Raw genomic sequence first — 19,353 nt, forward strand, 5'->3', positions numbered from 1 at the left:
GAAGTCTGCGCGACGTCAGGGCCCCGGCGCATCGGGAACAACCCCCATCTCGACCCTGATTCGTAGCGCATGCCCGCCGTTCTCGGGGTGAACCGCGTCTGTCGTTCACCGAAGTGTCACCGGTTCGTTTCCGTATCCGGCTAGCTTCTGCGGTCATGACGCAAGATTTCAGCCTCCTCGGCGACCTGGCCACGGCGGTCGACCTGACGGACACCTCCGGGTTCGTCGTGGACGACAACGACGACGACGATCCCGTTCTCCTGACCGTCCCCGACGGTCGGATCGTCGACACCTGGCGTGAGGACTACCCGTACTCGGAGCGGATGACGCGGGCCGAGTACGACCTCCAGAAGCGGTTGTTGCAGATCGAGCTGCTGAAGCTGCAGATGTGGATCAAGGACACCGGCCAGCGTCACGTCATCGTCTTCGAGGGACGCGACGCCGCGGGCAAGGGCGGCACCATCAAGCGATTCATGGAGCACATGAATCCCCGAGGCGCACGCGTCGTCGCGCTGGAGAAGCCGTCGGTTCGGGAGTCCACGGAGTGGTACTTCCAGAGGTACATTCAGCATCTGCCTGCCGCGGGCGAGATCGTGATGTTCGACCGGTCCTGGTACAACCGTGCAGGCGTCGAGCGCGTCATGGGCTTCTGCACCGAGGACCAGCACGCTCGATTCGTCCGTCAGGCACCGCTGTTCGAGCAGATGCTCGTCGACGACGGGGTCAGTCTCACCAAGTTCTGGTTCTCTGTGTCGCAGCTCGAGCAGCGCACTCGGTTCGCCATCCGTCAGGTCGATCCCGTTCGCCAGTGGAAGCTCTCGCCGATGGATCTCGCGTCGTTGGACAAATGGGATGCGTACACCGCTGCGAAGGAAGAGAACTTCAGGGCCACCGACACCGACGTCGCACCGTGGACCGTCGTCAAGAGCAACGACAAGAAGCGCGCTCGGATCAACGCGATGCGGTTCATCCTCAACAAGTACGACTACGCCAACAAGGATCCCGAAATCGTCGGCGAAACCGACCCATTGCTCGTCGGCCGGGCTCGCGACGTGATCGGCGAGTGAAAGCGCCAGGTCAAACAAGTAATCGAGCTGTTACGGTGCCGAGGCGTTACCAAGTTTGTTTCTGGATTTAACGGGGTCGGAGCCGAGACCGCCCGTTAATGCGGTAAAAACGTACATGGGTCGTGATCGATCGGCTCGTTTCCAAATTCAAGGAGATCTCATGGGTTCTGCAGCAGGCTTCATCGGTGACATCGTCAGCGGCGTGTACGACGGCATCGTCGACGCCATCGTCGATCAGATCGTCGGCGTTCTGACCTCGGGCAGCGCAGCCTGATCGGTTGAATCACACGCGGTGTCGGGGGCCGCGGTGATTCGATATTTATCAGTGAAAACAAGATTCCTGTTTACTGTCGATTTGAATGCATTCGGTTTTTTATCGTTGCGGCTGTAGCCAATTCGATATTCGGTTGGTAGGAATGTATTCGGAAGTGATCGTTTCGTAACTTTCACATTCCGGGTACCTGACCTCGAATCGAAGGAGCTCAAAGGATGTCCATCAAGCCGTCGAACAAGATCGAACTTTCCGAACTTCTCGGCCTCCTGGCCCTCCTCTCCACGGGCAGCTCGGACAGCGGATCGAGCGAGGCAACCATTCCTGGTACGCCTCCCGTCAGCTGATCCACCGACCGCACACCGCGGTCCACGCGAACCTCGACGTCAGCCCGAACCGTGACCCGGTTCGGGCTGACGTCTTTTTCGTCCTTCCCGGCCTCGCTTTCCTTGCATAAAAGTCCTGATGAAGGTTTCGAGTGTCGTTCGAATTATTTGATCCGGTAAACATTCATTCGAACGACGCAATTGCGATCTCTTCGCTTTCCTCACGGCCATCCTGGTTGATAGAACTTTCCTCAGCCCGCCCATTCGTGGCATGGCCTTCCCCCTCAAGGAGATCCTCATGCTTGCTGCACTTCTTTCCCTCCTCGCCACCGGTAGCGCCGGAAGCTCCGAAGGCGCCGACACCGACGGTGGGCTGCTCACGGTGATCGGTGGACTGCTCGGAGGACTGCTGGGCGGCTGACCCACGCGTCGAGGTACACGAACAGCCGGCTCGCGTCACGCGAGCCGGCTGTTCGACTGTCCGGGGCCTAAGGTGTCGGCGTGGAGACAGTGCCGATTCAGATGCCCGACGGGACGAGCATCCCGGTTCGCTTGTTCGAGGCCGAGACTCCGAGGTCCGACCTGCCGGTCATCGTCGTGCTGCCCGGCCTCGGCATTCCGGGCGGGTACTACGCGCTGTTCGCGCAGGCTCTGACGGAGCGGGGTTTCCATGTGGCGACGGCCGACCTTCGCGGCCAGGGGGACAGCCGACCGAAGCCGAGCGGAGTCAGCACGTACGGCTATCAGGAACTCGTCTCGGTGGATTTTCCCGCAATCTTCGAGGTGGTTCGGGAACGGTTTCCCGACGCCACGCCGTACGCGCTCGGTCACAGCATGGGTGGCCAGCTCAGCTCCCTCTATGCGTCGAGAATCCGGGGGCGGCTCGGTGGGTTGATCCTCGTTGCATCCGGATCGCCGTTCCATCGCGGGTTCGGTGTGGCCCGCGGGGCGTCGCTGTTCCTCGGGGCAGCGGCGATGTCGTTGACCAGCAACATCGCCGGGTTCTGGCCGGGTGATCGCATCGACGTCGGCGGGTTCGGGCGCCAGTCGAAGGTGCTCATCGAGGACTGGTCGAGGTTCGCCCGCACCGGTCGGATCGAACCGACCGGCGCGGACATCGACTACGAGGAACGCATTGCCCGGTTGACGCTTCCCATCCTCGCGGTGACGCTCGCAGGCGACGATCTTGCACCGCGCGCGTCCATGGCCAACCTGCTGAAGAAGTTCCCGCGCGCGGAGGTCACCACGCGGCACCTCTCGTCGCCGCGCGGACACAACGAATGGATCCGGCAGCCGGCGACCGTCGTCGCGGAGATCGAGGCTTGGTTCAGTCGCTGAGGGTGTTCCACAGGAATCGGTACGTCAGCGCGGTCTTGAATGCGAGTTGCGCGTTGTCGGCTGCGCCGCCGTGCCCGCCTTCGATGTTCTCGAAGTAGCGGACGGTGTGCCCTGTTTCTTCGAGCCGAGCCGCCATCTTGCGAGCATGACCCGGATGGACTCGGTCGTCGCGGGTGGAGGTCGCGATCAGGATGGGCGGGTACGTTTTCTCTGCAGGCCCGACGACGTTCTGGTACGGCGAGTACTCGGAGATGAACGCCCACTCGTCCGGGTCGTCGGGGTTTCCGTACTCCGCGACCCACGACGCCCCGGCCAGCAGCAGGTGGTAGCGCTTCATGTCGAGAAGCGGAACCTGGCAGACGATCGCACCGAACAACTCGGGGTACTTGGTGACCATGATGCCCATCAGCAGGCCGCCGTTGCTTCCGCCCTGTGCACCCAGCTGACTCGGCGTCGTGATTCCCCGGTCGACGAGGTCGCGGGCCACGGCGGCGAAGTCCTCGTGCACCTTGTGGCGCCCCGCGCGGAGAACCTGTGTGTGCCAGTCCGGCCCGTACTCACCGCCGCCACGGATGTTGGCGACGACGTAGGTGCCGCCCTTCTCCAGCCAGGCCGACCCGGTCGCTCCGCTGTACGACGGGGTCAGCGAGATCTCGAAGCCGCCGTAGCCGTAGAGCAGGGTCGGGGCCGGGGAGCCGTCGGCGGGCTCCTTCCGGACGACGAAGTACGGGATCGCGGTGCCGTCGAGTGAGGTCGCGAAATGCTGTGCGACGGTGAGTCCTTCGGTGTCGAAGAACGACGGCGCTTGCTTGAGTGCCTCGACGCCGCCGCCGACGGTTCCGAACAGCAGCGTGGCGGGAGTGAGATATCCGCTCGACGACAGGAAGAACTCGTCGCCGTTCTCTTCGCCGTCGGTGCCGGCGATCTCGATCGACGTCAGTTCCGGCAGGCCGGTGAGTGGCGTGTCGCTCCATCCGTCGGCGCTCGGGGTGTAGATGCCGATTTCGGTGGCGACGTCGACGAGGGTGACGACGAGCAGGTGGTTCTCGGTCCACGCCCACTGGTGCAGCGACCGATGGGCGTCGGGCCGGAAGAGGACCGTGATGTCTCGGCTGCCACCGACGAAGTCGTCGAAGTTCGTCGCGAGCAGGGCGCCCGACGGGTACGTCACGTCGCCGACGGTCCACTCGGTCATCGTGCGGATCAGAAGCCACTGCTTGTGCACCGAAGTGGTTGCGTCGGTAGGGGTCTCGACGAGCGTGAGTGCGTCCCCCTCGAGGAGGTACAGCTCCGCGTTGTAGAAGTCGGTGGCTCGCTGAACGAAGTCGCGTTCGAAACCGGGCGTCCTGTCGTGCCACGCCGAGATCGAGATGTCCGACGCCTCGCCCTCGAAGACCGTCGTCGCCTCGGCCAGGGGAGTGCCACGGTGCCAGCGCTTGGCGATCCGCGGATAGCCCGAGTCGGTCAGGGAACCGTCGCCGAAATCGGTTCCGACGTAGACGGTGTCCGCGTCCATGTACCCGACGTCGGTCTTGGCTTCCGGAACGAAGAACCCGTCGTCGCGAAAAGTCCTCGACTCCAGATCGAACTCGCGCACGACGGTGGCGTCGGCGCCGCCCCGGGACATCGTCACCAGCGCGATCTTCTGATCGGGACGCAGAACCTGTGCGCCGCTCCACACCCAGTTCTCGCTCTCCGCGGCGGCCACGGCGTCGAGATCGAGGAGAACGTCCCACGCGGGCTCGTCCTTGCGATATTCGTCCATCGTCGTGCGACGCCAGATACCTCGGACGTGGGATGCGTCGCGCCAGAAGTTGTAGAGGTACTCACCGCGTCGGCGTGCGTACGGAATCCGCGCGTCGGTGTCCAGGACCTCGAGGATCCGTGCTTCGGTGGCGTCGAACTCGTCTCCGGCGAGTGCTGCGGTGGTCGCGGCGTTGCGGGTGCGGACCCAGTCGAGGGCCTCGTCGGCGGTGACTTCTTCGAGCCAGAGGTACGGATCGATCGCGTTGCTCATGCCCTATTTCTACCGTCTGCGAGTACTGTCCGTAGGTCATGGCCGGCCATGCGCTGACGTTCGCACTCGTGGGTCTCGTCGTCATGGTGTGGCCGTGGTCGGTGGTACCCGCGTTTCTGCTCGCGGCCACCGACAACGGTCCGAGAAAGCTTGTCGCGTACGTCCTCGGGTACGTCCTGGCCCTCGCCCTCGTGATGGTCCTTGCGGCAACTCTGCTGCCGCCGGGGCCGCGGGCGAAGTCGACGTCTCACGCCCTTTCCTGGTTCGAGCTCGCCGTCGGCCTCGTTCTGGCGTTGTTCGTCCTGGTTCTGTGGATCCGTGGGCGGCGCACGGCGGGGCAGCATCGAGTACGGCGTCGACCTGCTCGGTATCGACCACATCGGAATCGGCTCGGACTACTCGTTCGATCACGAGGATTTCAATCTGGAACTCGCGACGCATCCCGAGGCGTTCTCGGAGGAGTACACCAAGTACGGGATGCTGCAGTGGGTGCCGCCGGAGGACGTCGTGACGCTGCCTGCTGTGCTGCGTGATCGAGGGTTCGACGAGGCGTCGATCGCCGCCGTGTACGGAGGAAACTTCGCGCGGGTCGCCGCCCGGAGCCGTGCTACCGGCCGGTAACCGGACCGTCTGGAGACAGTGATACACGACGGGACTATCCTGGGGAATCGTGACCTCACACTATGACGTCGTTGTCCTCGGAGCCGGTCCCGGTGGGTACGTCGCTGCTATCCGCGCGGCACAACTCGGACTGAGCACTGCCATCATCGAGCAGAAGTACTGGGGCGGTGTCTGCCTGAACGTCGGCTGCATCCCCTCGAAGGCTCTTCTCCGCAACGCCGAGCTGGCGCACCTCTTCACCAAAGAGGCGAAGCTGTTCGGCATCTCCGGTGAAGCGTCCTTCGACTTCGGCGCAGCGTTCGATCGCAGCCGCAAGGTTGCCGAGGGCCGCGTCAAGGGAATCCACTTCTTGATGAAGAAGAACAAGATCCCCGAGTACGACGGCAAGGGCACGTTCACCGACGCCAACACCATCGAGGTCGAGCTCACCAAGGGCGGCACCGAGACCATCACGTTCGACAACGCCATCATCTCGACCGGCAGCACCACCAAGTTGCTGCCAGGTACCGAGCTGAGCAAGAACGTCGTGACGTACGAAGAGCAGATCATGACGAAGGAGCTCCCGGGCTCCATCCTCATCGTCGGCGCGGGCGCCATCGGCATGGAATTCGGCTACGTCCTCAAGAACTACGGTGTCGACGTCACCATCGTCGAGTACCTCGATCGCGCGCTGCCGAACGAGGACAAGGACGTCTCGAAGGAAATCGAGAAGCAGTACAAGAAGCTTGGCGTCAAGGTCATCACCGGCGCAGGCGTGCAGAGCATCGACGACGACGGCTCCAAGGTCACCGTCGAGATCAAGCACAACAAGTCCGGTGAGAGCGAAACCTTCACCGTCGACAAGGTCATGCAGTCCGTCGGGTTCGCACCCCGCGTCGAAGGCTTCGGCCTCGAGAAGACCGGCGTCGAGCTCACCGACCGCGGCGCCATCGGCATCACCAACACGATGCAGACCAACGTCCCGCACATCTACGCCATCGGCGACGTGACCGCGAAGCTGCAGCTCGCGCACGTCGCCGAGGCTCAGGCTGTCGTCGCTGCGGAGACCATCGGCGGTGCCGAGACACTCCCGATCGACGATTACCGCATGATGCCGCGCGCGACGTTCTGCCAGCCTCAGGTCGCCAGCTTCGGTCTCACCGAAGACCAGGCCCGCGAAGAGGCTCAGGCTCGTGGCTCGGACATCAAGGTCGCGAACTTCCCGTTCGCAGCCAACGGCAAGGCACACGGTCTCGGCGACGCCACCGGCTTCGTCAAGCTCATCGCCGACACCGAGCACGGCGAACTGCTCGGTGGCCACCTCATCGGCCCCGACGTTTCCGAGCTGCTGCCGGAACTGACGCTCGCGCAGAAGTGGGACCTGACGGTCAACGAGTTGGCTCGCAACGTGCACACGCACCCGACCCTGTCGGAAGCGCTGCAGGAAGCCATCCACGGCCTCGCCGGGCACATGATCAACTTCTGATCCAGCTTCACCGAAGAACATCCGCCCACAGCCTCGGCCGTGGGCGGATGTTCTCGTTTCTTCGGTCGGAGCTCCTCGGACGAAGGCTCAGAAATCGCGCTCGATGCGAAGGGTGCCGATGGTGGTGGCCAAGCCGTCGTATTGGCTTACGAGCAACAGGAATTCGATGAGTTGGCGTTCGTCGAATTCCTGGGCCAGAAGGGTCCAGGTCGGGTCGGACAGGTTCTTGGTCTTCATAAGTTCGTCGGTTGCCGTCAGGATGGTTCGGTACCGAGGAGTCAATCCCGGGGACTCCGGCCCCTCTTTCACCTGTGCGAGAAGCTCTTTCGTCACACCGAATCGGCGTCCGATGCGGCTGTGGTGGTCCATCTCGTAGCCGCAGTCCCGTAGGTGAGCGACGCGGTTGATGACCAGTTCGGTCTCCTTCTTGGAGATGCGGCCACCCGGCATCAAGCGCCCGCTGAAGAACAGCCATCCCCGGAACAGGCCTTTGTTGCGGCCGAGGGTGCTGAACAGGTGAGCGTCGGGTGTGCCTGCGACTTTGGAGAGAATCCGACACAACGCCCAGTTGATCGGGCCCAGCTCCTTGAACGTGCCTGTCGGAATTCGAGGTGTGGAGAGGCGGGGTGTCGTCACCGGACCGACGCTACCGCCCGACCCCCACCCCGCACCAGGTAACGCGAGTCGTCGGCGTGGAACGAGTCAGGACTTCCGCCAATGGTCGAAGCGTTCCTTGATGTCCGACGCCACGTCGCCGATTCCGTTTCCGACGGCGTCGACGGCACCGGTGAAACCGCCGCCGAGATCCCGGATCGTCTTGATCAAGGGGTCTTCCGACTCGTCGAAGTTCTGCTTGTAGGTTCTGGCGGCGTTCTTGAATTCCTCCGACGCCTTGGCTCGGTGGTCCTGAGATTTCAGCGGGTACTCGCCGCGGAGCACGGCGGCATACTCCCCGCTGTCCACCCACTTCTTCAGCTCCGCAGCGCGTAGTACCGAGAACGGGTGGGACAGCAGTTCGATGTTGAGGAGTTTGAGGACGCCGTCGCGTAGGTCGCCGCTGGACTCGTACTCGGCGGCCTGCGCGAGGAACGCGTCGACGTCGATTTCGCTGATGCGGGCACCGCCTGCCAGCTTGAGTTGCACGCGGATGGCGGTGTGGACGTCCTGGCCGCACAGCAGACCGGCGCGGTCACCCGAAAGTTCGGATTTGCGTTGCCATTCCATCAAGCCTGCGATGATCGCCCGCAGTGCCCAGCCGCCGACGGGTACCCAGCCGATGGTTCCGGCGAGTCGCATGAGGTGCATCAGAACGGTCCGGTAGACCGCGTGCCCGGACAGTGCGTGCCCCAGCTCGTGACCGACGACGAATCTCTGTTCCTCGTACGTCATGATGTCCAGCAGGCCGGTGGTCACGACGATGAACGGGCGGTCCATTCCGATCGTGAACGCGTTGACCACGGGTGACTGCATGACGAACAGCTCGGGCGTCTGATCCGCGCCGAGAATGCTCACGCAGTCGGAGCGAAGATCGTTCAGGTCCTTGAACTGTTTGTCGTCGACGCGTACGGCCGTGGCGAGGTACATCAGCCGGTGCTGGCGTTCCCTGAGCAGCCCGGAAAGGGTGCGGAGCACGGTGTCGAAACCCTTCAAGCTGCGCAGGGTCACGAGCGCGGCTCTGTCCGAGGGGTGTTCCCATGCTCGCGAGCTGATGTCCGGAAACTCGATACGGGTGCGGTCCGGTGCGGCAGTCAAGCGGTTCTCCCAGCGTCGAAGATTCGCAGTCCAAAGTATCAGTAAAACGGGCTGCACGGTCTGCCCATCGGCGACGCAAGACAGGCTAACCTTCATTGAACTTTCACTCATCGAGGTACGGAGGAATGCACGATGTCGAGGTCTGATCACCGCGGCGTGGCGGTAGCGGTCGGAATACTGGCTTTCGGTCTCGTGGCGTGCTCGTCGGGCGGCGGAGGATCGGCGAGCGAGTCCGACGGCAGCGCCGACGAACAGGGCACGCGGACCGTCGAGACCGTTCGCGGCAACGTCGAGGTTCCGGACAGTCCGATGCGCATCGTGACGCTCGAGCCGGTCGAGTTGGATACGTCCGTCGCTCTCGGTGTCGTCCCGGTCGGCACCGCTGTTCTCAGCGAAGCGACCGGTGTCCCGGCGTATCTGGGCGACGAGGCCGCGTCGATCGCGACGGTCGGGACCGTCGCCGAGCCGAGGATCGAATCCATCGCTGCGTTGAAGCCGGATCTCATCCTCGGGACCGAGACGAGGCATGCCGAGTACTATGACCAACTCGCGGCCATCGCACCGACGGTGTTCATGGCCTCGCAGTCCGATCCGTGGCAGGACAACGTCGACTTCGTCGGTCGTACGCTGGGCAGGGAGGACGACGCGCAGGCCCTGCTCGGCGAATATCGAGACCGCTGCTCCGACATCGCAACTCGATTCGACACCGAAGGTCGCACCGCGCAACTGATCCGGCCTCGGGACGACGTGCTCACGCTGTACGGTCCGCTGTCCTTCGCCGGCAGCACGCTGGAATGCGCAGGCTTCACCACACCGCCGCGGCCGGAATGGGCCGACGAGATCTCCGTCGACCTGTCTCCCGAACTCGTCACCGAGGCGCGCGCCGACGTCATCGTCGTCACCGCGACCGATCCGTCCGACCCGGCGGCGATCCCCGCCGCGATCACGGCGAACCCAGGAGCACTGCCGAACCCGCAGGCCGTCGATCAGTCCTACTGGATCACCGGCGTCGGACCGAAGGGCGGACAAGCAGTCCTCGACGACATCGAACGCATTCTCTCGCAGCCGAACTGAGACGTATCACGTGTAGGGGTACGGCAGGTCGGTGTCGACGTTCTCGTCGACGTGGACCTGCCGCCCCAGCTGTGGGAATGCCCGCTGCGCGCACGAGGTGCGTTCGCACACCTTGCATCCCGGGCCGATGGGCACCGCGGCGGCGCCGGAGTCCAGCGGCAACCCGTCCGCGTAGACGACTCGGCTCGCGTACGCGATGTCGCAGCCGAGCCCGATGGCGAAGTGCTTGCGGGGTGAGCGAAACCCGAGCCCACCGCTCTCGGTGGTGCGGGCGATCCACAGATAACTGCGGTCGTCGGGCATCGTCGCGACCTGGGTGAGAATTCTCCCGGACGCCGCGAACGCGTCGTGAACCACCCACAGCGGGCAGCTTCCGCCGACCCGGGAGAAGTGAAATGCGGTAGCGGACTGGCGCTTCGAGATGTTCCCGGCGCGATCGGTGCGGACGAAGAAGAACGGGACGCCTTTGGCGCCGCGTCGTTGCAGAGTCGAGAGTCGATGGCAGACGGTCTCGAATCCCACTTCGAACGTCAGCGACAGCAACTCGATGTCGTAGCGCACCGACTCCGCCGCGTCCAGAAAAGTCTCGTAGGGGAGCAGGAGCGCACCTGCGAAGTAATGGGCGAGACCCACTCGGGCGAGCTCGCGTGCGGGTGCGCTCAACGACGAATCGGCGTCGACGAGAGCATCGATCATCGTGGCCTGCGACAGAAACGCCAGTTGAGTGGCGATCTGGTACGCCCGCTGGCCCGCGGTCAATCGCCTGGCGAGAGTGAGCCTTCCCTGCGAGTAGATGCGCTTGGGGCCCAGCTGTCCCTTGGGGCCCAGCCGTCCTTTGGGTCCCAGCCGTCCATCGCCGTCGTCCTCGATGTCGACGGTGACGCCGTAGTTCGCCTCGATGACACGGGCCAGCTGCAGATCGAGAGCGCCGATGGTCAAGCCCTCGCGTGCGAACAATTCCTCGGCCGCGAGGTCCAGCTCCGGTATGTGATTGCGCCGATCGTAGAAGAAATCGCGCACCTCCTCGTAGGGCATCGGCGAACCGTCGACGGGCAGATCGGTGCCCCGGCCGTCGACACCCGCGGTGAGACGTTCCAATCGATCCGTCGTGGCGTGCAAACGCCGATGCAGACCGACGAGTGTGCGGCCGATGTCCGGCATCCGCGACACCAACTCCTGCACTTCCGACATGGAGACTTCACCGTCGTCCGAGGTCTCGGCGAGCACGTCGTGCAGATCGGCGACCAACCTGGCGTCGGTGTCGGTGGCGAAGAACGTGGGATCCAGGTCGAACGTGCTGTTCAGGCGCAGCAGGACCGGCACGGTGAGCGGACGCTGATCGTTCTCGAGCTGATTCAGATAACTCGGCGACAGCTCGAGCGTCCTGGCCAGGGCGAGCTGAGTCAACCCGCGGTCGGCGCGCAACCGTCGCAGGCGACTGCCGGCGTAGATCTTCTGCACTGCGACCTCCTCGTGCTGGAGAGAGTATCCGACGGGCATTCGCAACATTCGCAAATTTGCACCCTGCGCATCGCAAAAATAGGCACGGGCCACACCTTTCGCAGGTGAGGGCCAGGTGCGTACGTTTGCAAAAGAAGCGTAACCACAGCAGAAGAGGACCAGTCAGTGAAGACCCATCTGGTACGTACCCGTCGATCCGCCGAGGACTTCCCCCGGTCCGAGCACCTGGCGTGGAAAGTCGCGGAGGTGGCGGCCGATGCCGTCCCGGTACCCGAGGACACGACCGACATGATCGTGAACCGCATCATCGACAACGCGTCGGTGGCCGCGGCCTCCCTGGTGCGTCGACCGGTCACGAGTGCGCGCACCCAAGCGCAGGCGCATCCGTACAGCCCCGGTGCGACCGTGTTCGGCGTACCCGGCACGTTCTCACCGGAGTGGGCGGCCTGGGCCAACGGCGTCGCCGTGCGTGAACTCGACTTCCACGACACGTTCCTCGCGGCGGAGTACTCGCACCCCGGCGACAACATTCCGCCGATCCTCGCCGTCGCCCAGCATTCCGGGTGCTCCGGCCGAGACCTGATCCGCGGACTCGCCACCGGCTACGAGATCCAGATCGACCTCGTACGAGCGATCTCGTTGCACGAACACAAGATCGATCACGTCGCCCACCTCGGTCCGTCGGCAGCAGCGGGTATCGGAACGCTCCTCGGACTCGACACCGAGACCATCTACCAAGCCGTCGGCCAGGCACTGCACACCACGACCGCCACCCGTCAGTCACGCAAGGGTGCAATCTCGAGTTGGAAGGCGTACGCGCCGGCTCTGGCCGGAAAGGTCGCCGTCGAAGCCGTCGACCGGGCGCTGCGCGGCGAGGGGGCACCGTCGCCGATCTGGGAGGGCGAGGACGGCGTCATCGCATGGCTTCTCGGTGGACCCGACGCCGAATACCAGGTGCCGTTGCCCGGACCTGGCGAAGCCAAGCGCGCAATTCTCGACAGCTACACCAAGGAGCACTCGGCCGAGTACCAGAGTCAGGCGCCGATCGACCTGGCCCGCCGAATGCGCTCCCGCATCGACGATCTCGACCGGATCGAGACGATCGTGCTGCACACCAGCCACCACACGCACTACGTCATCGGCACCGGGTCGAACGATCCGCAGAAGTTCGATCCCACAGCATCCCGGGAGACGCTCGACCACTCGGTGATGTACATCTTCGCCGTGGCGCTCGAAGACGGCGAGTGGCACCACGAGCGGTCCTACGCTCCCGAGCGTGCGCAGCGACCGGCGACCATCGAACTGTGGAACAAGATCTCGACGGCGGAGGATCCGGAGTGGACCCGCCGGTACCACTCGACCGACCCGGACGAGAAGGCTTTCGGCGCTCGTGCCGAGATCACGCTGAAGGACGGGACCGTCATCGTCGACGAACTCGCGGTCGCCGACGCCCATCCGCTGGGCGCCCGGCCGTTCGCCCGTGAGCAGTACATCGACAAGTTCAGGACACTCGCCGACGGGATCGTGTCTCCCGACGAGCAGGACCGCTTCCTCACCGCTGCGCAGAACGCGCCGACGCTGGCGGCCGGGGAGCTCGACCGACTCACGTTCACGGTCGGCGGCGACGTGCTGGCCCGGGCGCCGAAGACCCCGAAGGGCATCTTCCGATGACCGGCCTCATTGCCGCATCGACGTCGGCGTCGGACAAGCGGGCGGCGTTTCGCGCCGGTCTCGCCTCGGGCACGATCCAGCGGTTGCCCGGTGCCTTCTCGCCTCTCGTCGCGAAACTGGTGCAGGAAATCGGGTTCGAGGGTGTGTACGTCTCCGGTGCAGTGCTGTCCGCGGACCTCGGACTGCCCGACATCGGACTGACGACACTGAGCGAGGTCGCGGGCCGAGGACAGCAGATCGCACGCGTGACCGACCTGCCGGTATTGATCGACGCCGACACGGGCTTCGGTGAACCGATGAGCGCCGCACGCACCGTCACGATGCTCGAGGATGCAGGCATCGCCGGCTGCCACCTCGAGGACCAGGTCAATCCCAAGCGCTGTGGCCACCTGGACGGCAAAGCCGTCGTCGACACCGAGACGATGGTGCAGCGCATCCGGGCCGCGGTGTCCGCGCGGCGCGACCCGAACTTCGTGATCTGCGCGCGCACCGACGCGCGCGCGATCGAGGGAATCGACGCCGCGATCACGCGGGCGAAGGCATACGCCGACGCCGGGGCCGACCTCATCTTCACCGAAGCATTGGCCGACGAGGCCGAGTTCGCCGCGTTCCGCGGTGCCGTCACCACGCCGTTGCTCGCCAACATGACCGAATTCGGCAAATCCGAGCTGATACCGGCACACGTACTCCAGGACCTGGGGTACAACGCGGTCATCTACCCGGTCACGACGCTGCGGCTGGCGATGTTCGCCGTCGAGAACGGGCTACGTGAGATCGCCTCCACCGGAACACAAGCCGCCGACCTGGACCGCATGCAACACCGCAGCCGCCTCTACGAACTGCTCGAGTACGGCCAGTACAACCGATTCGATCGAGGGATCTTCACCTACACGAGGGACGCGAGATGACCTATCCGACAACGAGAGCTGCCCTGGCCGAGACGAAGACGATCCACAAAGGCCTGGCCGGAGTGGTCGTCGACACGACGGCCATCTCCAAGGTGGTCCCGGAGACCAACTCCCTGACCTACCGCGGGTACGCCGTGCAGGACCTCGCGGAGCACTGCAGCTTCGAGGAAGTGGCGTACCTGCTGTGGAACGGCGAGCTACCGACGAACCCGCAACTCGAGCTGTTCTCGCAGCGAGAGCGGGCTCACCGCCGCGCCGACCGATCGTTGTTGTCGCTGGTGGCGAAGATGCCGGACAACTGCCACCCGATGGACGTCGTGCGCACCGCGATCAGTTATCTGGGCGCGGAAGACCCGGCGGAAGAGGACAATTCGGCGTCGGCGAACCTGAACAAGGCGCTTCGGATGACCGCCGTCCTACCGACCATCGTCGCCGCGGATCACCGTCGTCGACGCGGCCTCGATCCGATCGCACCGCACACCCACCTGGGGTTCGCCGAGAACTTCCTGAACATGTGCTTCGGGAGCGTGCCCGACCCGAAGATCGTCGAGGCGTTCGAGGTGTCACTGATCCTGTACGCGGAGCACAGCTTCAATGCGTCGACGTTCGCAGCCCGAGTCGTGACCTCGACACTGTCGGACATCTACAGTGCCGTCACCGCGGCGATAGGCGCATTGAAGGGAACGTTGCACGGCGGGGCCAACGAAGCGGTCATGCACGCCATGCTCGACATCGGCGAACCGCACTTGGCGAGGCAGTGGCTCCTGGACAAGCTCGCGGCCAAGGAGAAAGTGATGGGCTTCGGGCACCGTGTCTACAAGAACGGCGACTCCCGGGTGCCGACGATGCGAGCAGCCTTCCAGGACGTGGCCGAAGCAACGAACGGCCGCAAATGGGTACGGATGTACGACGTACTCGAACGCACGATGAACGAGGAGACCTCGATCGAGCCGAACCTCGACTTCCCCACCGGGCCGACGTACTACCTGATCGGCTTCGACATCGACGTCTTCACCCCGATCTTCGTGATGAGCCGAATCACCGGTTGGACGGCCCACATCATCGAGCAGGGTGCATCCAATGCGCTCATCCGTCCGCTCAGCGACTACTCAGGCGTTCCGCAGCGCGCCGTCGGTGCATGACGCCGTCCGAGCTTCAATTCTGCACTGCCAGTGCTATCTTCGCCATCGACAGAGCCTGAGTCGCACGGTCGATGACGATCCGCTGCGCGAGGTCGATGTGCGCCAGCAGCGACGCTCGTGCCGCCGCGAGATCCCCCTCCACGACGGCCACACAGATGGCAACGTGTTCGTCGACAGTGGACGCGATGCGCTCCCGAGTCAGGGAATCGAACATCCGCACCGGTCGTATCCGTGCGTTCACCGCACGAAGCGCCTCGGCCAACGCAGGATTGCCCGACGCCGCCAGCAGCGTCACGTGGAACGATTCGTCCCGCGCGACGAACTCCGCGTCCGGGTGCGGAAGTGACGACCTCGCCTGCGTCCAGTCGTTCAGGACCTCGCGGACCGCGGTGGCGTCGTGCGGCTCGGTGTCGACCCGGTCGATACCTCGGAGCTCCAAAGTCGTTCGGAGTTCGTAGAGGTCGGCCAGATCGTCGAGACGTGGCCGGTACGGAAAGAGGCCCGCGTCGAGTCGCTGCACCAACCCGTCGGCGAGAAGACGCGCCATCGCTTCTCGGACGGGCGTGCGCGACACCCCGTACGCCTCGGCGAGTTTCTCCTCGCCGAGGCGTGTCGTCGGGTCGAACACCCCCGCCATCAGATCCTGACGGAGCGCGACGTACACCTGTTCGCGCAGAGGTCCTCCGCCGCTGATCGCGGTGTAGGGCACATCTGTCATGTTCGTGGTCGCCGCTCAGATCGCCATCGCTGCACGAACGTCGGCTTCCGAATCGGCCCCGCCGTTGCCGCTCGACGTGATTCGCCCGGCCTCGAGAATGTAGTAGTTCTGTGCGGACTCCAGAGCGAAGCCGATGTGCTGCTCCACCAACAGGACACCGAGACCGCCGCGACGGGTCAGATCCAGGATGGTGCGCTCGATCTCGGCGACGACCGACGGTTGGATGCCCTCGGTGGGCTCGTCGAGAATCAGCATCTTCGGTTCGGTGATGAGTGCCCGGGCGATCGCCAACTGCTGACGCTGCCCGCCGGACAGCAGTCCGGCACGACGGGTGAGGAGCTCCTTCAACGCGGGGAAGAGGTCGAGGGCCTCGTCGATCAGCGCTTTTCCGCGTTTACGGCCGTCGGCGACGACCTGCAGGTTCTCGGCCGTCGTCAACTGCCCGAAGGACTGTTGGCCCTGCGGTACGTAGGCGAGACCACGAGCGACGCGCGCGCTCGGCCGCAACGCGCTGACGTCCTCACCGTCGAACATGACCTTGCCCGAGGTGACCTTCAACAGTCCGACGGCGGCACGGAGCAGCGTCGTCTTCCCCGCACCGTTGTGTCCCATGACGGCCGCGACGCCGTCGGCCGGAACGGTCAGCGACGCACCGTGGATGACTTCGCTCCGGCCGTACCCGGTGCGTACGTCGATCAGCTCAAGCATGACTGTCTCCTTCTTCTGCGATCTGATCGAGTTCCTCGCCCGCCGCTGCGGTACCGAGATACACCTCCTGGACCTTCGGGTCGGCCTGGACCTCGGCGACGGTGCCCTCCGACAGGATTCGGCCTCCGGCGAGGACCGTCACCGACGTCGCGAACGCGCGCATGAAGTCCATGTCGTGCTCGACGACGACGACCGTGCGCTCACCGCCGATGCGGCGCAACAGTTCACCTGTCTCCTCCCGCTCCTCGTGACTCATACCGGCAACGGGCTCGTCGAGCAGAAGCACATCGGCGTTCTGCACCAACAACATTCCGATCTCGAGCCACTGCTTCTGGCCGTGCGCGAGAATGCCCGCCGGCTTGTCCCGGTGCGCCTTCAGGCCGATCGTCTCGAGCGCCTCCTCGATCTCGTCCGACACCGTCTTGCGTTTGCGGAGCATCGTCGACCACGTGCGTTTCGACCCCGCTGCGATGTCGAGGTTCTGCAACACGGTGAGCTGCTCGAAGATGCTGGCAGTCTGGAACGTTCGACCGACGCCGAGCCGTGCGATCTGGTGCACCTTCTTGCCGAGCAGTTCGACGCCGGACTTGGTGACCGATCCCGTTGCTGGGACGAGTCCGGTGATGGCGTCGATCAGCGTCGTCTTGCCTGCACCGTTCGGTCCGATGAGAAATCGGAGATCGCCCTGCATGAGAGTGAGATCGACGTCGGTGTTCGCCTTGAAGCCGTCGAAACTGACGGTGAGACCGCGGACTTCCAGGTACTGGCTCGACATGCCTGCATTGCCACCGAACGTGGGCTGATGCCCCTCCACGTGGATCATTTGACGAGCTCCTTCTCCACGGCGTCGACGGTGACCACGTCGTCACCTGCCTTCTTTCGTTTCCGGAGTGCGAACAGACCGGCCACACCCGCGGGGAAGAATCCGACGACGACGATGAACAGCAGCCCCTGTGCGTAGGTCCACCCGGACGGGAACTGCTCCGAGAGTGTGGTCTGGGCCCACGCGACGCCGAGCGCGCCCAGCACCGGCCCCAGAAGTGTGGTGCGTCCGCCGATCGCAACGCCGATCAGGAAGGCGATGGACGGGACGATGCCGACGTCGTTCGGCGAGACGATCCCGACGATGGGCACGAACAGGGCTCCGGCGAGGCCGGCGAAGAACGCAGCGGCGACGTAGGCGACGATCTTGACGTTCGCGGGATCGTATCCGAGGAAGCGGACGCGCTCCTCCTGGTCGCGAACGGCGACGAGCAGCTCTCCGTACCGCGAGTACATCAGCTGGCGAGTGATGGCGACGACCGCGAGCAGAACACCGGCCGCGATGAAGAACAGCATCTGCTTGTTGGCCGGGTCGTTCAGGTTGAACCCGAAGAACGTCCGGAATCGGTTGAGTCCGTTGGATCCACCGGTGCTCTGCTGACCGATCAGCAGGATGGCGAACGCAGCGGCCAGCGCCTGACTGAGGATGGCGAAGTACGCACCCTTGACCCGACGCTTGAAGACGCCGAGACCGAGGACGAGTGCGACGAAAGCCGGGATGAACAGGATCCCGAGGATCGTGACGAGCGGAGACTGGAACGGAACCCAGTACGACGGTAGCTCGCGAATACCGGCGATGGACATGAAGTCCGGGACCGCGTCGCCGCGGATGTCGGCGTCGGAGATCTTGAGGTGCATCGCCATGATGTACGCACCGAGCCCGAAGAACACACCCTGGCCGAGCGTGAGCATTCCGCCTCGGCCCCAGGCCAATCCGATGCCTACCGCAACGATGGCGTAGCAGATGAACTTGCCGAGAAGATTGAGCCTGAACTCACTGAGAACAGCCGGTGCGACGGCGAACAGGAGGATCGCGGCGATGGCGAAACCGAGCCATGCTCCACGTTTCGCGACGAAGGTTTTCACACCAAACTCCTTGTCTTGACCGCGAACAGACCCTGCGGGCGGGCTTGGAGGAAGATCACGATGAGGACGAACAGAATGACCTTGGCAATGGACGCCGTCGTGTTGTACTCGATGAACGAGTTGACGATGCCGAGTGTGAACGCGGCTATCACCGCGCCCTTGATCTGGCCGAGGCCGCCGACGACGACCACCAGGAACGCGTCGATCAGATAGCTCTGCCCGACGGTGGAACTGGTGGAGCCGATCAGCGTCAACGCCACACCGGCGACGCCGGCGAGGCCGGACCCGATGAAGAACGTCGAGATGTCGGTCCTACGGGACGAGATGCCCGACGTCTCGGCGAGATCGCGGTTCTGCACGACCGCGCGGATGCGTCGACCCATCGGTGTCGTCTTGAGCGCGAACGACAGTGCGAGAACGCAGAGTACGGCGAGAACGAGAATGAAGATCCTCGTCTTGGGGACGACGGCTCCGAGGATGTCGACACCGCCGGACAACCAGCCGGGGGAGACGACGTTGACGGCCGGAGCGCCGAAGATGTCGCGGGCGAGCTGCTGGAGAACCAGACCGACACCGAAGGTGACGAGCAGTGTGTCCAACGGCCGGTGATACATGCGCTGGATGAGCGTGACCTCGAGCAGGACGCCCATGGCGCCGCCGACGAGGAATCCGACGATCAGAGAGATGAACAGCGACGCTCCGCCGGTGGAGACGATCTGCTGCACGACGTACGCGGTGTACGAACCGGCCATGATGAACTCACCATGAGCCATGTTGATGACGCCCATCTGACCGAACGTCAGCGAGAGTCCCAGAGCGGCGAGCAAGAGAATCGATCCGATACTCAGGCCGGTGAACAGCTGCCCGACTACGACATCCATGTAAGGCTCCTTTACAGGCCCCTCC

19 protein-coding genes and 1 pseudogene are annotated in these 19,353 nt (G+C 64.3%); 11 read left to right on the forward strand and 9 right to left on the reverse strand.

Translation table 11 applies throughout. The features are described from left to right. The first annotated feature begins 155 nt into the window (after positions 1–155). From ppk2 to CH289_RS14100, 4 genes are all read left to right on the forward strand, one after another. Positions 156–1,067: a polyphosphate kinase 2 gene (ppk2, locus tag CH289_RS14095; protein ID WP_019666596.1), complete on the forward strand. Its 912-nt coding sequence runs from the start codon at positions 156–158 to the stop codon at positions 1,065–1,067. Between the two features lie 489 nt (positions 1,068–1,556). Beyond that, complete coding sequence (locus CH289_RS28740) at positions 1,557–1,685, forward strand: hypothetical protein (protein WP_020112566.1); 129 nt, start codon at positions 1,557–1,559, stop codon at positions 1,683–1,685. 277 nt (positions 1,686–1,962) lie between these two features. After that, positions 1,963–2,085, forward strand: a complete 123-nt coding sequence (locus CH289_RS28745; RefSeq protein WP_254924961.1) for a hypothetical protein — start codon at positions 1,963–1,965, stop codon at positions 2,083–2,085. Between the two features lie 80 nt (positions 2,086–2,165). Next, positions 2,166–3,002 (forward strand): alpha/beta hydrolase family protein, encoded by an 837-nt coding sequence (locus tag CH289_RS14100; protein WP_094728065.1) that lies wholly within the window; start codon positions 2,166–2,168, stop codon positions 3,000–3,002. On the opposite strand, the gene CH289_RS14105 is transcribed toward CH289_RS14100, so the two are convergent. After that, positions 2,992–5,019: a prolyl oligopeptidase family serine peptidase gene (locus CH289_RS14105; protein WP_094728066.1), complete on the reverse strand. Its 2,028-nt coding sequence runs from the start codon at positions 5,017–5,019 to the stop codon at positions 2,992–2,994. The two genes, CH289_RS14100 and CH289_RS14105, sit on opposite strands and share 11 nt — an antisense overlap. 83 nt (positions 5,020–5,102) lie before the next feature. Between CH289_RS14105 and CH289_RS29025 the strand changes: the two are divergent. The 3 genes and pseudogenes from CH289_RS29025 to lpdA form a co-directional block, all read left to right on the forward strand. Continuing rightward, a pseudogene (locus CH289_RS29025) lies at positions 5,103–5,336 on the forward strand (GAP family protein); the annotation flags it as partial. A 1-nt stretch (position 5,337) separates the two neighbouring features. Further along, positions 5,338–5,640, forward strand: a complete 303-nt coding sequence (locus tag CH289_RS14115) for a dipeptidase (RefSeq protein WP_256977217.1) — start codon at positions 5,338–5,340, stop codon at positions 5,638–5,640. 49 nt (positions 5,641–5,689) lie between these two features. Further along, positions 5,690–7,105: a dihydrolipoyl dehydrogenase gene (gene lpdA, locus CH289_RS14120; RefSeq protein WP_019666588.1), complete on the forward strand. Its 1,416-nt coding sequence runs from the start codon at positions 5,690–5,692 to the stop codon at positions 7,103–7,105. An 87-nt stretch (positions 7,106–7,192) separates the two neighbouring features. Here the strand turns inward: lpdA and CH289_RS14125 are convergent, their stop codons facing one another. Continuing rightward, on the reverse strand, positions 7,193–7,741 hold the full coding sequence (locus tag CH289_RS14125; protein ID WP_020112564.1) for a carboxymuconolactone decarboxylase family protein: 549 nt from the start codon (positions 7,739–7,741) through the stop codon (positions 7,193–7,195). Between the two features lie 66 nt (positions 7,742–7,807). Further along, a complete protein-coding gene (locus tag CH289_RS14130) occupies positions 7,808–8,857 on the reverse strand; it encodes a M48 family metallopeptidase (RefSeq protein WP_033188672.1) in 1,050 nt (349 codons plus the stop codon). 132 nt (positions 8,858–8,989) lie between these two features. Between CH289_RS14130 and CH289_RS14135 the strand changes: the two genes are divergently transcribed. After that, the gene (locus CH289_RS14135; RefSeq protein WP_094713193.1) at positions 8,990–9,931 is read left to right on the forward strand and encodes an ABC transporter substrate-binding protein; all 942 of its coding nucleotides are present in this window, start codon (positions 8,990–8,992) and stop codon (positions 9,929–9,931) included. A gap of 6 nt (positions 9,932–9,937) precedes the next feature. On the opposite strand, the gene CH289_RS14140 is transcribed toward CH289_RS14135, so the two are convergent. Then, on the reverse strand, positions 9,938–11,392 hold the full coding sequence (locus CH289_RS14140) for a short-chain fatty acyl-CoA regulator family protein (RefSeq protein ID WP_179276806.1): 1,455 nt from the start codon (positions 11,390–11,392) through the stop codon (positions 9,938–9,940). 165 nt (positions 11,393–11,557) lie between these two features. On the opposite strand from CH289_RS14140, the gene prpD reads away from it, so the two are divergent. From prpD to CH289_RS14155, 3 genes are read left to right on the forward strand one after another with little or no spacing between them, the layout of a single operon-like run. Next, entirely contained in the window at positions 11,558–13,063 is a 1,506-nt protein-coding gene (gene prpD, locus CH289_RS14145) for a 2-methylcitrate dehydratase PrpD (RefSeq protein WP_019666583.1), read from the forward strand. Continuing rightward, positions 13,060–13,971 carry a methylisocitrate lyase gene (prpB, locus tag CH289_RS14150; RefSeq protein WP_094728068.1) on the forward strand — a complete coding sequence of 304 codons (912 nt, stop codon included), beginning with the start codon at positions 13,060–13,062 and terminating at the stop codon, positions 13,969–13,971. The genes prpD and prpB overlap by 4 nt, the downstream gene beginning before the upstream one ends. Next, entirely contained in the window at positions 13,968–15,113 is a 1,146-nt protein-coding gene (locus tag CH289_RS14155; protein WP_094728069.1) for a bifunctional 2-methylcitrate synthase/citrate synthase, read from the forward strand. Before prpB ends, CH289_RS14155 begins: the two co-directional genes overlap by 4 nt. A gap of 13 nt (positions 15,114–15,126) precedes the next feature. Here CH289_RS14155 and CH289_RS14160 read toward each other — a convergent pair whose 3' ends face one another. The 5 genes from CH289_RS14160 to urtB are packed head-to-tail and all read right to left on the reverse strand — an operon-like array spanning position 15,127 to position 19,328. Then, positions 15,127–15,831, reverse strand: coding sequence for a GntR family transcriptional regulator (locus CH289_RS14160; RefSeq protein ID WP_179276803.1), 705 nt, complete (start codon positions 15,829–15,831; stop codon positions 15,127–15,129). A gap of 15 nt (positions 15,832–15,846) precedes the next feature. Continuing rightward, the gene (gene urtE / locus CH289_RS14165) at positions 15,847–16,539 is read right to left on the reverse strand and encodes an urea ABC transporter ATP-binding subunit UrtE (protein WP_019666579.1); all 693 of its coding nucleotides are present in this window, start codon (positions 16,537–16,539) and stop codon (positions 15,847–15,849) included. Next, on the reverse strand, positions 16,532–17,362 hold the full coding sequence (gene urtD, locus CH289_RS14170; RefSeq protein WP_019666578.1) for an urea ABC transporter ATP-binding protein UrtD: 831 nt from the start codon (positions 17,360–17,362) through the stop codon (positions 16,532–16,534). Before urtD ends, urtE begins: the two co-directional genes overlap by 8 nt. Further along, positions 17,359–18,447: an urea ABC transporter permease subunit UrtC gene (gene urtC, locus CH289_RS14175; RefSeq protein WP_019666577.1), complete on the reverse strand. Its 1,089-nt coding sequence runs from the start codon at positions 18,445–18,447 to the stop codon at positions 17,359–17,361. The genes urtD and urtC overlap by 4 nt, the downstream gene beginning before the upstream one ends. Further along, complete coding sequence (gene urtB / locus CH289_RS14180; protein ID WP_020112558.1) at positions 18,444–19,328, reverse strand: urea ABC transporter permease subunit UrtB; 885 nt, start codon at positions 19,326–19,328, stop codon at positions 18,444–18,446. Before urtB ends, urtC begins: the two co-directional genes overlap by 4 nt. Positions 19,329–19,353: the final 25 nt, after the last annotated feature.

Origin of the sequence: Rhodococcus sp. RS1C4, assembly GCF_002258225.1 — a bacterium.
Lineage (GTDB): Bacteria > Actinomycetota > Actinomycetes > Mycobacteriales > Mycobacteriaceae > Rhodococcoides > Rhodococcoides fascians_E.